The sequence below is a fragment of the Sanguibacter sp. 25GB23B1 genome (assembly GCF_040012415.1).
In the GTDB taxonomy this organism is placed as follows: Bacteria; Actinomycetota; Actinomycetes; order Actinomycetales; family Cellulomonadaceae; genus Sanguibacter.
The window spans coordinates 120,970-135,015 of record NZ_JBDYKL010000006.1; the positions used below are offsets into that span (position 1 = coordinate 120,970).

The 14,046-nt window shown below is 71.3% G+C and carries 14 protein-coding genes and 1 tRNA gene; 7 read left to right on the top strand and 8 right to left on the bottom strand.

All coding sequences use genetic code 11. From position 1 onward, the window contains the following. Nucleotides 1-40: 40 nt before the first annotated feature. Nucleotides 41-2,209 carry an alpha-galactosidase gene (locus ABKW26_RS05940; RefSeq protein WP_348591755.1) on the bottom strand — a complete coding sequence of 723 codons (2,169 nt, stop codon included), beginning with the start codon at nucleotides 2,207-2,209 and terminating at the stop codon, nucleotides 41-43. Nucleotides 2,210-2,362: 153 nt separating this feature from the next. Here ABKW26_RS05940 and ABKW26_RS05945 point away from each other — a divergent pair, with 153 nt between their 5' ends. Further along, complete coding sequence (locus ABKW26_RS05945) at nucleotides 2,363-3,550, top strand: ROK family protein (RefSeq protein WP_348591757.1); 1,188 nt, start codon at nucleotides 2,363-2,365, stop codon at nucleotides 3,548-3,550. Between the two features lie 15 nt (nucleotides 3,551-3,565). On the opposite strand, the gene ABKW26_RS05950 is transcribed toward ABKW26_RS05945, so the two are convergent. Together ABKW26_RS05950 and groL are read right to left on the bottom strand one after the other, a co-directional pair. Next, on the bottom strand, nucleotides 3,566-3,742 hold the full coding sequence (locus ABKW26_RS05950; RefSeq protein WP_348591759.1) for a hypothetical protein: 177 nt from the start codon (nucleotides 3,740-3,742) through the stop codon (nucleotides 3,566-3,568). Between the two features lie 283 nt (nucleotides 3,743-4,025). Then, complete coding sequence (gene groL / locus ABKW26_RS05955; protein WP_348591761.1) at nucleotides 4,026-5,660, bottom strand: chaperonin GroEL; 1,635 nt, start codon at nucleotides 5,658-5,660, stop codon at nucleotides 4,026-4,028. Nucleotides 5,661-5,909: 249 nt separating this feature from the next. Here groL and ABKW26_RS05960 point away from each other — a divergent pair, with 249 nt between their 5' ends. Beyond that, complete coding sequence (locus ABKW26_RS05960) at nucleotides 5,910-6,449, top strand: hypothetical protein (RefSeq protein WP_348591763.1); 540 nt, start codon at nucleotides 5,910-5,912, stop codon at nucleotides 6,447-6,449. Continuing rightward, nucleotides 6,446-7,318 (top strand): hypothetical protein, encoded by an 873-nt coding sequence (locus ABKW26_RS05965; RefSeq protein ID WP_348591765.1) that lies wholly within the window; start codon nucleotides 6,446-6,448, stop codon nucleotides 7,316-7,318. The genes ABKW26_RS05960 and ABKW26_RS05965 overlap by 4 nt, the downstream gene beginning before the upstream one ends. An 18-nt stretch (nucleotides 7,319-7,336) precedes the next feature. Here the strand turns inward: ABKW26_RS05965 and ABKW26_RS05970 are convergent, their stop codons facing one another. The 3 genes from ABKW26_RS05970 to ABKW26_RS05980 all read right to left on the bottom strand — a co-directional run bounded on the left by ABKW26_RS05970 (nucleotide 7,337) and on the right by ABKW26_RS05980 (nucleotide 9,817). Beyond that, on the bottom strand, nucleotides 7,337-8,797 hold the full coding sequence (locus ABKW26_RS05970; RefSeq protein WP_348591767.1) for an NAD(P)/FAD-dependent oxidoreductase: 1,461 nt from the start codon (nucleotides 8,795-8,797) through the stop codon (nucleotides 7,337-7,339). A 2-nt stretch (nucleotides 8,798-8,799) separates the two neighbouring features. Then, nucleotides 8,800-9,420 carry a LytR C-terminal domain-containing protein gene (locus ABKW26_RS05975; protein ID WP_348591769.1) on the bottom strand — a complete coding sequence of 207 codons (621 nt, stop codon included), beginning with the start codon at nucleotides 9,418-9,420 and terminating at the stop codon, nucleotides 8,800-8,802. 61 nt (nucleotides 9,421-9,481) lie between these two features. Next, entirely contained in the window at nucleotides 9,482-9,817 is a 336-nt protein-coding gene (locus ABKW26_RS05980) for a DUF3263 domain-containing protein (RefSeq protein ID WP_348591771.1), read from the bottom strand. A 119-nt stretch (nucleotides 9,818-9,936) separates the two neighbouring features. On the opposite strand from ABKW26_RS05980, the gene ABKW26_RS05985 reads away from it, so the two are divergent. From ABKW26_RS05985 to ABKW26_RS06000, 4 genes are all read left to right on the top strand, one after another. Beyond that, nucleotides 9,937-10,608, top strand: a complete 672-nt coding sequence (locus ABKW26_RS05985; RefSeq protein WP_348591773.1) for a uracil-DNA glycosylase — start codon at nucleotides 9,937-9,939, stop codon at nucleotides 10,606-10,608. A gap of 129 nt (nucleotides 10,609-10,737) precedes the next feature. Beyond that, entirely contained in the window at nucleotides 10,738-11,532 is a 795-nt protein-coding gene (locus ABKW26_RS05990; protein ID WP_348591784.1) for an SGNH/GDSL hydrolase family protein, read from the top strand. 71 nt (nucleotides 11,533-11,603) lie between these two features. Continuing rightward, nucleotides 11,604-12,608 carry an ATP-binding cassette domain-containing protein gene (locus tag ABKW26_RS05995; RefSeq protein ID WP_348591775.1) on the top strand — a complete coding sequence of 335 codons (1,005 nt, stop codon included), beginning with the start codon at nucleotides 11,604-11,606 and terminating at the stop codon, nucleotides 12,606-12,608. Further along, nucleotides 12,605-13,417 carry an ABC transporter permease gene (locus ABKW26_RS06000; RefSeq protein ID WP_348591777.1) on the top strand — a complete coding sequence of 271 codons (813 nt, stop codon included), beginning with the start codon at nucleotides 12,605-12,607 and terminating at the stop codon, nucleotides 13,415-13,417. Before ABKW26_RS05995 ends, ABKW26_RS06000 begins: the two co-directional genes overlap by 4 nt. Nucleotides 13,418-13,476: 59 nt before the next feature. Here the strand turns inward: ABKW26_RS06000 and ABKW26_RS06005 are convergent, their stop codons facing one another. Together ABKW26_RS06005 and ABKW26_RS06010 are read right to left on the bottom strand one after the other, a co-directional pair. Continuing rightward, entirely contained in the window at nucleotides 13,477-13,800 is a 324-nt protein-coding gene (locus tag ABKW26_RS06005) for a DUF2277 domain-containing protein (RefSeq protein ID WP_348591779.1), read from the bottom strand. Between the two features lie 84 nt (nucleotides 13,801-13,884). After that, nucleotides 13,885-13,957 (bottom strand) — tRNA-Thr (locus ABKW26_RS06010). Between the last annotated feature and the right edge of the window lie 89 nt (nucleotides 13,958-14,046).

The window sequence follows — 14,046 nt, forward strand, 5'->3', positions numbered from 1 at the left end:
CTGCGCCTCCTTGCGCGAGTGGGACGTGCGGGCGTGACCGTCAGGAGACGGCTGTGACGTGCACGAGCACGAGGTGCTCGGGGTAGAGGGCGGGCGCCTGGACGCCTGCGGTGGCGAGGGACCGGCCGGTCGCCTGGATGCCGTCGGTCGCCCACAGGAGGGGCGACTGGCCGGGGCCGGGCTCGGGTGGGAGATCCTCCGACGGGCCAGTGAGCCGGACCGTGTACGACCGGTCCGGGTCGAGACCGGGGAAGGTGACCCGACCGGCGGGGTACGTCGCGCTCGTCGTGACCTGCGTGAGCGTGAAGAGGGCGTGCGACCGGTCCTGCGCGACGACGCCGCGCACGTCGAGGGACGGCTCGGCGAGGTCGGCGTGCACGAGCCGCCCGGTGTGCAGCAGCTCGCGGTGGTCCTTGTAGCTCTGCACCCAGGCGGCGAGACGCGCGGCCTCGTCGTCGCTGATCGCGGTGATGTCCCACTCGATGCCGAGGTGACCGAGGAGCGCGACGCCTGCACGGAGATCGAGCTCGTGCGTGCGGTGCGTCGAGTGCGAGCGTGGCCCGGAGACGTGCGCGCCGAGCAGCTCGAGAGGCACGAGCAGCCCGGTGTACTTCTGGATGCCGAGCCGCTCGACGGGGTCGATGCAGTCGCTCGTCCAGATCCGGTCGGTGCGCTCGAGGATGCCGAGGTCGACGCGTGCGCCGCCCGAGGCGCACGACTCGATCTCGAGACCGGGGTGGCGGGCCTTGAGCTCGTCGAGCAGGCGGTAGAGCGCGAGCGTGTGCTCGTGGACGCGCGGGCGTCGCTGGTCGCCGGGCCCTCCGTCCTCGCCGGCGCCGCCGCCCGCCCCGACGAGGTCACGGTTGTGGTCCCACTTGAGGTAGGCGATGTCGTGCTCCGCGAGCAGGGCGTCGAGGTGCTCGAGAATGTGCGCGTAGGCCCCCGGGTGCGAGAGGTCGAGCACGTGCTGCTGGCGCCCCTCGACAGGAAGCCTGCCGCCGCCGGGCTGGAGGATCCAGTCGGGGTGGGCGCGGGCGAGGTCGGAGTCGAGGTTGACCATCTCCGGCTCGACCCACAGACCGAACTCCATGCCGAGACCGCGCACCTGCTCGACGAGCGGCGCGAGCCCGTCCGGCCACACGCCACGGTCGACGGTCCAGTCGCCCAGACCGGCGGTGTCGTCGCGTCGGCCGCGGAACCAGCCGTCGTCGAGGACGAATCGCTCCACGCCCACCGCTGCGGCGCGCTCCGCGAGCGCGCCGAGCACGGCGACGTCGTGGTCGAAGTAGACGGCCTCCCACGTGTTGAGGGTGACGGGCCGCGCCCGCCGCGGGTGCGTGGGCCGGGCGCGGAGCTCGGTGTGGAAGCGTGCCGCGAGGGCGTCGAGACCGTCGCCCCAGGACCCGATCGCCCACGGCGACGCGTACGACTCTCCGGGTGCGAGGGAGACCTCACCGGGGAGGAGCAGCTCGGCGGCCTGGAGGAACGCCTCTGCCGTGGGGGTGCGCTCGGCGAGCAGGCGGTGGTTGCCGCTCCACGCGGCGTGGACGGCGTGGACGAGGCCGCGCTCGAAGCCGAAGCCGGGCGTGCCTGCGGCGAGGAGGAGGCTGGCGTCCGCTCCCGGGCGGCCGCGGCGGCTCTCACGGACGTGGGTGCCGACGACGAGGTCGTGCCGCTGTGGCGACCGTTCGCGGAGGTGCCGCCCGGTCGTCGTGAGGAGCTCGCGGGCCGTCGACGGGAGCGGGAAGGTCGGGGAGAGCGCGAGGACCTCGTATCCCGTGTCTCCCGTGTTGGTCACCGTGAGGCACTGACGCACGAGGCCCGCGGGGGTCACGTGGAGCTCGGCGCGGACGGTGAGCCCCGCTGCGGGGTCCTCGGCCGTCACGACGAGGCTGCTCGCCGTGCTCTCGACGTCGGTCGTGGTGAGGGCTGGGGAGAAGTCACGCCCGGCGCGGTGACCCTCGATGCCCGGGGTGCCCTGCCAGCCGAACCCCTCGTGCGGGAGGAGGGTGAGCCGGGCCGGGACGTCGAGCCCGCCGGAGACCCGCTGCGGGGCCGCGCCGAGCGCGAGGCCTGCGAGGTCGCGTGGACCGATGGGGCCGAGATCGGCGCCCCAGTGGACAATCGTGGGCAGGCCCGCGGTGGTGAGGTCGACGACGACGCTCGTTCCTCCGTCCCGCAGGTGCAGGACTGTCTGGCTCCGGTGCATGGTTAATTTCTAGACGGAAAATATTCACCTGTCAACAGGGGTGCGATGACACCTATGGCCGGGTTTCCCCGGAGTCCACGGCAGAGTTAGTATCGAGACAGAAGAAACCCGTGGTCGTGGCACCGCCGGACCACCGAGGCGAGAGGTACACGCATGGCACGGACGACCGCGCGCGAGGACACCGCCGACACCGCCGACCCCGTGCTCAGCGACTCGAGCCGCGACCTCGCGCGCGAGGTGCTCATCCACGGTCCCATCGCACGCGCCGAGCTCGGCCGCCGTCTCGGCCTCTCCCCCGCGAGCCTCAGCCGCCTGAGCAAACCCTTCCTCGACCGCGGCATCTTCGTCGAAGGCCCCGAGCTCTCCGAAGGCTCCGTCGGCCGCCCCGTCAAACCCCTCGACGTCCGGGTCGACACCCGACGCTTCATCGGCATCAAGCTCACCGGCGAGGCCGCGCTCGGCGTGAGCACAGACCTGCGCGCCACCGAGCTCGGCAGCGCGCAGGCGAGCTTCGCCGACACCTCGGTCGCTGCAGTCGTCGACGCGGTCCGCCGCGTGGTCGTCGCCCTCGACGACGGGTCCGCGACGGCGATCGGCATCAGCCTCGGCGGGAACGTCCTCGAGACGGGCGTCGTCCAGCGCGCTCCGTTCCTCGGCTGGCGCGACATCGACCTCGCGGCCGCCGTGCACGAGAGCGTCGGTCTGCCCGTCGTCGTCGAGAACGACGTCGTCGCCCTGACCGCCGCCGAGCACTGGTTCGGGGCCGGACGCGGGCTCACCGACTTCGCCGTCCTGACGATCGGGGCGGGCGTCGGCTACGGGCTCGTCGCCGGCGACCGCGTGACACGGACGGCGGACGTCGGCCTCGGGCTCCTCGGCCACTACCCCCTCGACGCCACCGGCCCGCTGTGCATGGAGGGGCACCGCGGGTGCTCCACCGCGATGCTCTCCATGGGCGCGATGAGCGCCCAGGTGTCGACCGCTCTCGGTCGACCGCTCGACTACGACGAGGTCCTCGCCCTCGCCGCACCCGGTCGGGAGGAACCCGGCAGCGTCGTGGCGCGCGCCGTCGTCGAGGCTGCGGCACGCGCCCTCGGTCGGCTCGTCGCCGCCGTTGCGAACATCGCGATGGTGAGCACCGTCATCCTCTCCGGCGAGGGCATCGGCCTCCTCACCGTCGCCCGCGACGTCCTCGACGCCGCGATCGCGCAAGACCGTGACCCCGACGCGAGCCCCCTGGATCTCGTGGTGGACGACTCCGGCTTCACGCCGTGGGCGCGGGGCGCAGCGGCCGTCGCGATCCAGCGGAGCGTCGCGAACCTCGGACGCGCCGAGCACTGACCCGGCCCGGCGCGGTCAGCGAGCGCGCGGCGCCATCAGCCGATCCTCGACAGCCCGCGCGACGAACAGCACCGGCGGGACAGCGACGAGCGCCGCCCCGAGGGCGTTCACCGCGGCGGTACCGAAGGCCAGCGCACTCCCGACGAGGAGCACCCCACCGGTACTCATGGAGACGATCTCCCAGCGCTTCATCGCATCTCCCCTGCTCGGTCGTCGTGTCGCCGCGACGTCCTCGTCGCCGATCGCACGCAGTGTCCGTCGTCGAACCATAGGGCTCCGGCGACGGCTCGTCAACCGCGGAATCGTGCGGCTGCGAGCGGTTTTTCACCGACCGTCGGTCGGTGAGTGGCGCCTCCGGCTCGACACCCGTCCCGGGGCGCACGAAGGGCCGGCCAGCCCGGGATGAGCCCCGAGCCGACCGGCCCTCGATCGTGCGGTGAAGCCGTGGTGCAGTGGTGCTGGTGCTTCTAGCGGATCAGAAGTCCATGCCGCCCATGCCGCCGTCGCCACCGGGCATCGCCGGCTGCTTCTCCGGCTTGTCCGCGACGACTGCCTCGGTGGTGAGGAAGAGGGCCGCGATCGAGGCTGCGTTCTGCAGAGCAGAGCGCGTCACCTTGACCGGGTCGTTCACACCAGCCGCGAGCAGGTCCTCGTACACGCCGGTCGCGGCGTTGAGGCCGTGGCCGGAGGGGAGGTTGCGGACCTTCTCGGCCACGACTCCACCCTCGAGACCAGCGTTGATCGCGATCTGCTTGAGCGGAGCGTCGATCGCAAGACGCACGATCGTCGCACCGGTGGCCTCGTCACCCTCGAGCTCGGTGATCGCCGAGGTCTCGAAGGCGAGCTTGCCGGCCTGGATGAGAGCGACGCCACCACCGGCGACGATGCCCTCTTCGACGGCTGCCTTCGCGTTGCGGACAGCGTCCTCGATGCGGTGCTTGCGCTCCTTGAGCTCGACCTCGGTCGCGGCGCCGGCCTTGATGACCGCGACACCGCCCGCGAGCTTGGCGAGGCGCTCCTGGAGCTTCTCGCGGTCGTAGTCGGAGTCCGACTTCTCGATCTCGGAACGGATCTGCTTGACGCGACCGGCGATCTGGTCGACGTCGCCGGAGCCCTCGACGATGGTCGTCTCGTCCTTCGTGACGACGACCTTGCGTGCCTGACCGAGGAGGTCGAGCGTCGCGGTGTCGAGCTTGAGGCCGACGGTCTCGGAGATGACCTGGGCACCCGTGAGGATGGCGATGTCCTGGAGGATCGCCTTGCGGCGGTCTCCGAAGCCCGGGGCCTTGACGGCGACGGACTTGAACGTGCCACGGATCTTGTTGAGCACGAGGGTCGCGAGAGCCTCGCCGTCCACGTCCTCAGCGATGATGAGCAGCGAGCGACCGGACTTCATGACCTGGTCGAGCAGCGGCAGGAGGTCCTTGACGCTCGAGATCTTCGACTCGACGAGCAGGACGTACGGGTCCTCGAGGACCGCTTCCTGACGCTCGGCGTCGGTCTCGAAGTAGCGTGCGAGGAAGCCCTTGTCGAAGCGCATGCCCTCGGTGAGCTCGAGCTCGAGGCCGAACGTGTTCGACTCCTCGACGGTGATGACGCCTTCCTTGCCGACCTTGTCGAGCGCCTCGGCGATGAGCGCGCCGATGGCGGGGTCACCGGCAGAGATGGAGGCCGTGGCCGCGATCTCTTCCTTGGTCTCGATCTCCTTCGACGCGCTGACGAGCTGCGAGATGACGGCCTCGACGGCCTTCTCGATGCCACGCTTGAGCGCGATCGGGTTGGAGCCGGCTGCGACGTTGCGCAGGCCCTCGCGCACGAGTGCCTGGGCGAGGACGGTGGCGGTGGTGGTTCCGTCGCCAGCGACGTCGTCCGTCTTCTTGGCGACCTCCTTGACGAGCTCGGCACCGATCTTCTCGAACGGCTCCTCGAGCTCGATCTCCTTGGCGATGCTCACACCATCGTTCGTGATGGTGGGCGCGCCCCACTTCTTGTCGAGGACGACGTTGCGGCCCTTGGGGCCGAGCGTGACCTTCACGGTGTCGGCGAGGATGTTGAGTCCACGCTCCATACCGCGACGGGCCTCCTCGTTGAAGGCAATAAGCTTTGCCATTGGGGTGTGATCCTCCGCTGTGGCGTGTGGGTGGTCGAGTGGCGCCCGCGACGGACGGTCCGGTCCTGCTGCGTTCATGTCACGCAGCGCGGTCCGGGCCTCACCGATCGACCGATGGTTCTGTCACTCTCCTAGTGAGAGTGCTAACGCCATTATTGGCACTCGGACCCCGAGAGTGCAAGACCAGGTGGCCGGGCGCGCCCCGTGGACGTGCAGGATCGGCGCTCGTCCGGGCGCTAGAGTGCGGGCGTGACCTCCGACACCAGCGACCGTCCCCTCGCTCTCGCGGGCCGGTCGAAGGCCTGGCGGCTCGCCCTCGTCGTCGCCGTCCTCGGCGTCCTCGTGTCGTCCCAGTTCCTGCGGAGCAACGACTTCTTCCCCTTCGGCTCGCTCTCGCAGTACGCACGCGGGACGGACCCGAACGGCACGGTCCGCGCGACGAAGATCACGGCCCTCACCGTCGACGGTGAAGAGCAGCGCGTCCCCCTGGGAGCGCGCGGCATCGGCATCGAGCGCGCCGAGATCGAGGGCCAGCTCGACCGGATCATCGCCGACCCCTCCCTCCTCGAGGGCGTCGCCCGTGCGTACAGCGGCATGCACCCCGAGCGAGAGCCCCTCGCGCACGTCACGGTCGTGCGCGTGTCCTCGACGCTCCGCGACGGCAAGCCCTCCGGCGAGGAGGAGACCGAAGAGGTCCTCGCCGAGTGGACCGTCCGCGGCGACTACGGCACCCATGACGGCACCAGCGACGACAGTGACGCCAGCACCGACGAGGAGGGCGGGTCATGAGGTTCGTCCGCTGGTGGTTCTCACCCGTCCCTCTCGCCCGGATCGCGGTCTTCCGTGCCCTCGTCTACCTCTTCATCCTCTGGTCGGTCTTCAACCTCACCAACGACGTCATCGGCCACGGGTACGCACCCGAGCTCTACCGCCCGACGCTCCTCGGGCGCGTCCTGCCCTTCCCGGAACCCTCGGTCCCGGTCGCCTACGTCCTCCTCACGGTCATCGTCGTCGGGTGCCTCGTCGCCGCGACCGGACGGCTCCCCCGACTCGCCGGCTGGACGGTCGCGGTCGCGTACCTCGCCTGGATGGTCAACACCCAGGGCTTCGCGTACGTCTCGCACGACCACATGGCGCTCGTCGCCGCCGCGCTCCTCCTCCCGACCGTGGGTGCCGCCCGCTTCACGGACACCCGGACGTCGGAGTCGGCCGGCTGGGTGCTGCGCTGCGTCCAGGTCCTCACGGTCGCGACGTACGCCGGCTCCGCGCTCGCCAAGGTCATCTACAACTCGAGCCTCACGGCATGGGCGAACAGCTCGATCTTCACGTGGGCGATCATGCGACGCGGGTCCTTCCTCGTCGAGTGGACGCTCGAGGTGCCCGTCGTGCTGCGCCTCAGCCAGTGGGGCGTCTTCCTCCTCGAGGTGCTCACGCCGCTCGTCTTCTGGCTCCGCGGGCGCTGGCAGTACGCGATGATCTGCCTCTTCTTCGTGTTCCACCTCATGACGTACCTCGCGCTCGGTATCCACTTCCTGCCGACGATCGTCTGCTGGTTCGCGTTCTTCCCGCTCGAGCGGGTGGTCCCCCACGCACAGCGAGCATGGCTCCGGGCGACGGGCGTCGTCGCCTCGTGGCGCCCGGCGCTCCGCCAGTCCTGACGCTCGCACCCGCTCCGGTCAGGGAGCGAGGCTGGGCAGGTCGCGGACGCCGAAGCGGTCGCGGAGCACGTGGCGGGCGGCGTACCAGCCGCCCAGGCCGTGCACGCCCGGACCGGGCGGGGTGGACGACGAGCAGAGGTACGCCCCCGGCACGCCGGTCGCGTAGGGGTCGAGGCGGGGCGTCGGACGGGCGAACATCTGCCACATCGTCACTGCGCCCGAGGCGATGTCACCTCCGACGTAGTTCTCGTTGTGCTCGCTCATCTGTGCCGCGGGGATCCCGCGGGACGCGACGACGACGTCCCGGAACCCGGGTGCGAAGCGCTCGATCTGGGCGGTGACCATCTCGGTGGGGTCGACCGTCGATCCTGCGGGGACGTGCGCGTACGTCCACAGGGGGCGAAGCCCGCCGACGATCCGTGTCTCGTCGACGACGCTCGGGTCGCTGAGCAGCACCATGGGGCGCTCCGCGTGGACGCCGCTCGCCACGTCGGACTCCGCGCGGGCCATGTCGGCCCGGCTGCCTCCGAGGTGCACGGTGCCGGCACGGCCGACCTCCGGGTTGGCCCAGGGCACGGGGCCGTCGAGGACGAAGTCGACCTTCGCGGCAGCGTTGCCGTAGCGGAAGCTGCGGAGCATGCGTGCTGCGCGCGGGCTGAGCCGGCCCTGGAGCACGTCGGCGGCGGTCCGGGGGGTCGTGTCGAAGACGTAGGCGCGGGCGGGCGGGAGGTCCCGGCCGCTGCGGACAGGGTTGCCGGTGCGCACCTCGCCGCCGTGGGCGACCAGGTCGGCGACGAGGGCGTCGATGATCGATCCTGAGCCGCCGCGCGGGATCGGCCAGCCGTACGAGTGCGCGAGCGACCCGAGGAGCAGTGCCGTCCCTGACGCGGCCAAGGAGGGGATCGGGGAGATCGCGTGGGCGGCGACGCCCGTGAGGAGGGCCGGCGCGACGTCGCCGCGGAACCGCAGGTTCCACAGCGGTGTCCCCTGCTCGGCGACGGCGAGGCCGAAGCGTGCCGTGCCCACGAGATCGCGCAGGACCTCGGCCGGGATGCTGCGCTTGTCGCCGAGAGCGGCTCCGAGGACCGCGTCCGGCGAGGCGGCCAGCGGACCGAGGAGGGAGCGCCACGCCGCACCGTCGATCCCGAGGGAGCGCACGGTCCGTTCGATGTCGCGATAGGCAACCCCTGCACGTCCGCCGTCGAGCGGCTGGGCGTAGGACGCCTCGGGCTGGAGAAGCTCGACACCGCGGGCGCCGAGGTCGAACTCGCGGAAGAACGGCGATGCCACGCCCATGGGGTGGACTGCGGAGCAGATGTCGTGCACCACGCCGTCGGCGAGCCCGAGGCTCGCGGTCCGTGCTCCTCCGCCGGCGGTCGTCTGCGCCTCGAGGACGAGGACGCGCAGCCCGGCGCGTGCGAGCGTCACCGCAGCGGCGAGCCCGTTGGGGCCCGATCCGACGACGACGACGTCCGCCACGGTCACCTCCCGAAGTCGCCGATGAGGACGGCCGAGACCGGCCCGACGAGGGACGGCGCCTCGAAGACGTTCGAGATCCCGAGGATCCGTGCCACCTCGGTGGCCTCGGCCTCGAACTCCGCAGTCTTGAAGTACACGACGGAGTTGTCGAGCGCTGCGCCCTCGTAGGTGGCAGCAGTGAGGTCGGTCCACCCCTCGTCCTCGAGGTCGCCGGCCGCTCCGGCTGCGACACCGTTGCGACCTGTCCCGTTGAGGACGCGCACCGGGGTGTCGGTGTCAGCAGGCTCGGCCGCCGGCTCCGTGGTGGGGTCCACCGTGGGCTCCTCCGTCGGCTCGACGGGGGTCTCCGGCACGGGGACCTCGTCGGCGGGCGGCTCCGTCGCCGTCGCGTCCGGCGCCGTGGTCGCGCCCGTCGTCGGCGTCGCCGACGGTGGGGCGTCGTCCACGTAGTACACGTAGTAGACGACCCCGACGGCCAGGAGCGAGCAGGTGAAGACGACGGCCAGATAGGGCCACACTCGGCTCCACCTCGACCGTGGTGCGCGGTGGACGCCGGCGGGCACACCGTCGCCGGTGGCGGCGTCGAACTCGTCAGGGGGGTACTTGCTGCTCCGCTTGCTCACCGGGACAGGCTAACCGCTCTGCCTGCGAGGTCCGTGTGACCGTCGGCCGGCCCGGGCACCGTCAGCCTCGAGCCCGACGCTGGGTGCGCTCGCGCTGGCGGGTCGAGCGCATGCGACGGAGGCGCTTGACGAGCATCGGCTCGGCGGCGAGCGCCTCGGGCGTGTCGATGAGTGCGTTGAGGATCTGGTAGTACTGCGTGGCCGAGAGGTTGAACAGCTCGCGGACCGCCTGCTCCTTGGCACCCGCGTACTTCCACCACTGCTTCTCGAACCCGAGGATCTCCAGGTCACGCTCGGACAGCTCCGACGCCTCGACGGCCGCGTCGGTCCCGGAACCTGCGTTCTCGGAGTCGGTTGCCCCGGGTGACTGCACCGGTTCGGCGACGACCTCGATCATGCGGAAACCACTCCTCGTGCGTGTCGTGTGCGTTCTCTCTCCGGCCGATCCTACGCGCGAACAACACCGGTGTCATTTACCTGGTCGCGTCGCGGCGGGTGGTCTGAGAGGCTCGGAGCATGGCTCTCCTCGACAGCGTCGCACCCGACTGGGCCGATGCCCTCGCTCCCGTCGCGGGGCGTCTCGACGACCTCGACCGCACCCTCCTCGACCCCGCGCCGGACGGGTCGGTCCTCCCGCCGCGCCCCGACATCATGCGCGCCTTCCGCGAGCCGCTCGCCGGGGTCCGTGTCCTCGTCGTCGGCCAGGACCCGTACCCGACCCCCGGGCACGCGATGGGTTTGTCCTTCTCGGTGCGGTCCGGTGTGCGACCCGTCCCGCGGTCCTTGCAGAACATCTTCACCGAGCTCCGCGACGACGTCGGCGTCCCCGTGCCCACGGACGGGGACCTCACGCCGTGGACGCGGCAGGGCGTCATGCTCTGCAACCGCGTCCTCACGGTCGCTGCGGGAGACGCCGGCTCGCACCGTGGGCGGGGGTGGGAGGACGTGACGGACCGGGCGATCGCCGCGCTCGTCGAGCGCGGCGGACCGCTCGTCGCGATCCTCTGGGGACGGGACGCCGCAGCGCTCGCCCCTCGCCTGGGCGACGTGGCGGTCGTCACGAGCCCCCATCCCAGCCCGCTGTCGGCGCGTCGCGGCTTCTTCGGCTCCCGGCCCTTCTCCCGGACGAACGAGCTGCTCGTGGCGCAGGGCGCCGCACCGATCGACTGGGCACTGCCCACCGGCTGACCTGGGGACCGTCCGGAGCGAGGCTGTCGGACAGAGCACCAGGTGGGTCAGAATGGTCGGGTGAGCGACGTGAACAGCACCGACGGCCAGACCGACACGCACGAGACGAACCACGAGCCGGCCGGCCGGCTGCCGCCGCCCGCGCCGTGGTCACGGTACGTCGCGATCGGGGACTCCTTCACGGAGGGCCTGTGGGACGTGCAGCCCGAGGACGAGTCGAGCTGCCGAGGGTGGGCGGACATGCTCGCGATGAACCTCTCCCACCGGCGGATCGAGGCGGGGCAGGACCCGCTCCTCTACGCCAACCTCGCCATCCGGGGCCGCCTGCTGCGTCCGATCATCGCTGATCAGCTTCCCGTGGCGCTCGCCATGAAGCCGGACCTCGTGAGCCTCATCGGCGGCGGGAACGACATCCTCCGTCCCAACGTCGACGTGGACGTCCTGACGCGCAACCTCGAGGCCGCGGTCGTCCGCATCCGGGAGACCGGCGCGGACGTGCTGCTCGGCACGGGGATCGACGCGTCGGACAGCCCGCTCATGGGCATGACCCGTGGCCGGGTCGGCATCTTCAACGCGACGGTCTGGTCCATCGCCCGCCGGCACGGTGCGTTCGTCCTCGACCAGTGGGGCATGCGCGCCCTCAAGGACTGGCGCATGTGGGCACCCGACCGCATCCACCTGACGACCGACGGCCACCGCCGGATCTCCCAGGGTGCGCTCGTGGCGCTCGGCCAGGCGCCGGACGACGAGCGGTGGGACGACCCGCTCTCGCCGCTCCCGCCCGTACCGCGGCTCGAGTGGGCATGGGAGAACGCGTTGTGGCTCCGCCAGCACGTGGCTCCGTGGGCTGCTCGTCGGATCCGCAAGCAGTCGTCGGGCGACGCACGGACGGCCAAGTACCCGGAGCTCGTCCCCTTCGGCTGAGGCGGGCGCACCGGAAAAGACGGGGCGCCAAAGGTCTGGCCGCACGTCCTGGTTCGTCATACATTGTCCGTGTGACGCACGCCACACATTCCTCACGTCCCGGGTCGAGCCCGGTCATCCAGGCGCGCGGCCTCGTCAAGCATTACGGCAAGGTCACCGCTCTCGACGGGGTCGACCTCGACGTCGCCGAAGGCACGGTCCTCGGTCTCCTCGGCCCCAACGGGGCCGGGAAGACGACCATCGTGCGCATCCTCGCCACCCTCCTGCGCCCGACGAGCGGCTCGGCCCACGTCGCCGGGATCGACGTCCTCCACGACCCTGCCGGCGTCCGCGAGCGCATCGGCCTCTCCGGGCAGTACGCCGCCGTCGACGAGTACCTCACCGGGTTCGAGAACCTCGACATGATCGGTCGGCTCTACCACCTCGGCCGCCTGCGGAGCAGGAGCCGGGCCCGCGAGCTGCTCGAGCAGTTCGGTCTCGACGACGCAGGAGACCGGCCGACACGCACCTACTCCGGCGGGATGCGCCGCCGGCTCGACCTGGCGGGCGCGCTCGTCGCCCACCCCCCGGTCCTCTTCCTCGACGAGCCGACGACCGGTCTCGACCCGCGGGGGCGCACCGAGATGTGGGACGTCATCCGGACGCTCGTCGCCGAGGGGACCACTCTCCTGCTCACCACCCAGTACCTCGAGGAGGCGGACCTCCTCGCCGACGAGATCGTCGTCATCGACCACGGTCGCGCGATCGCTCGCGGCACCGCGACCGACCTCAAGCGCACGGTCGGTGGCGAACGGCTCGAGATCACCGTGACCGACCCTGCACGCCTGCGCGACGCCGAGGCCGTCGTCGCAGGCCTGGGGCTCGGCCAGCCGCAGGTCGACACCGAACGACGGATCGTGTCCGTCGCCGCGGACGACGGCGTGTCCACGCTCGCTGCCGCCCTCCGGGCGTTCGAGCCGACCGGTGTGCCTCTCGACGACGCGGCCCTGCGTCGCCCGACCCTCGACGACGTGTTCCTCGCCCTCACCGGCCGGACGACGGAGACGACCGAGACCGTCGAGGAGAAGGCGTCATGAGGGTCCCGTACTTCCTCGCCGACGCCCACGTCGTCGCCCGGCGCAACATCATCAAGATCAAGCGGGTCCCCGACCTGCTCGTGTTCACCACGCTCTCGCCCATCATGTTCGTCCTGCTCTTCGCCTACGTCTTCGGTGGGGCGATCTCGGTCGACGGGACGGACAGCGGTGAGGGGTACCGCGAGTTCCTCATCGCCGGGATCTTCGCCCAGACGGTGATCTTCGGCGCCACCATCACCGGCGCGGGCCTGGCGGAGGACGTGAAGAAGGGGGTCATCGACCGCTTCCGCTCGTTGCCGATGGCACCGTCGGCCGTCCTCACCGGTCGGACCCTCTCCGACGTGGTGAACAACATCATCGTGCTCGTCGTCATGTCGCTCACCGGCCTGCTCGTCGGCTGGCGGATCCGCGGCTCGTTCCTCGACGCTCTCGGCGGGTTCCTCCTGCTCATCGTCTTCGCCTACGCGATCTCCTGGATCATGGCGTGGGTGGGGATGCTCGTCCCGAGCCCCGAGGTCGTCAACAACGCGTCGTTCATCATCATCTTCCCGCTGACGTTCGTCGCGAACACGTTCGTGCCGCTCGAGACGCTCCCGACGCCGCTCCAGCGCTTCGCGGAGTGGAACCCGGTCTCCTCGGTCACGCAGGCTGCCCGCGAGCTCTTCGGCAACATCCCGCCGGGCACGCCCGAGCCCACCGCGTGGCCGCTCCAGAATCCCGTGATCTACACGCTCATCTGGACCGTGGTCACGCTCGCGGTGTTCATCCCCGTCGCCAACGCGCAGTACCGGGTCTCGACGAGCCGCTGACGCACGCGCGCCGCAGTCCCGGGCCGCGACGAGCCCGTGCTCGTGGCCGTCAGTGTCCCTCAGTGTCCGTGCGGCACGCCCTGCTCGTGCAGGCGCTCGTGCTCCTCGCGCGCGGCCTGGCGGGCTGCGACGCGTGCAGCCACGTCCTCTCGACGCAGCGGTGGCACCGTCGACGGCGGGTTCCGGCGCTCCGGCAGGTCCGCGAGCGCCTGGACGGTCGCGGCCGTCACTGCAGCGACGGCGACGTCGAAGGCCTCGCGGGTCACGTCGGTGACCTTGGTGATGCCCGTGACCTTGCGGACGTACTGCGCCGCTGCGGCTTCGATCTCGCCAGCGGTCGCGGGAGGCTCGAGCCCGCGCAGGGTGGTGATGTTCCGGCACATGCCCTGACGCTACGCGGCGGGGCGCGGGTGTGCCACGACGAGCTCCCCGCCCACGTTCTCGCGGGCGGGGAGCTGTGTGCGCTGAGCCGCCTGTCGGGTTCGAACCGACGACCTTTCGCTTACAAGGCGAATGCTCTACCAGCTGAGCTAAGGCGGCGTGCACGGTCGATGACGTGCGGCGGACAGCCTACAGTTCATCGACCGTGCGTGGGGGGGGGGGGGGGGGGGGGGGGGGGGGGGGGGGGG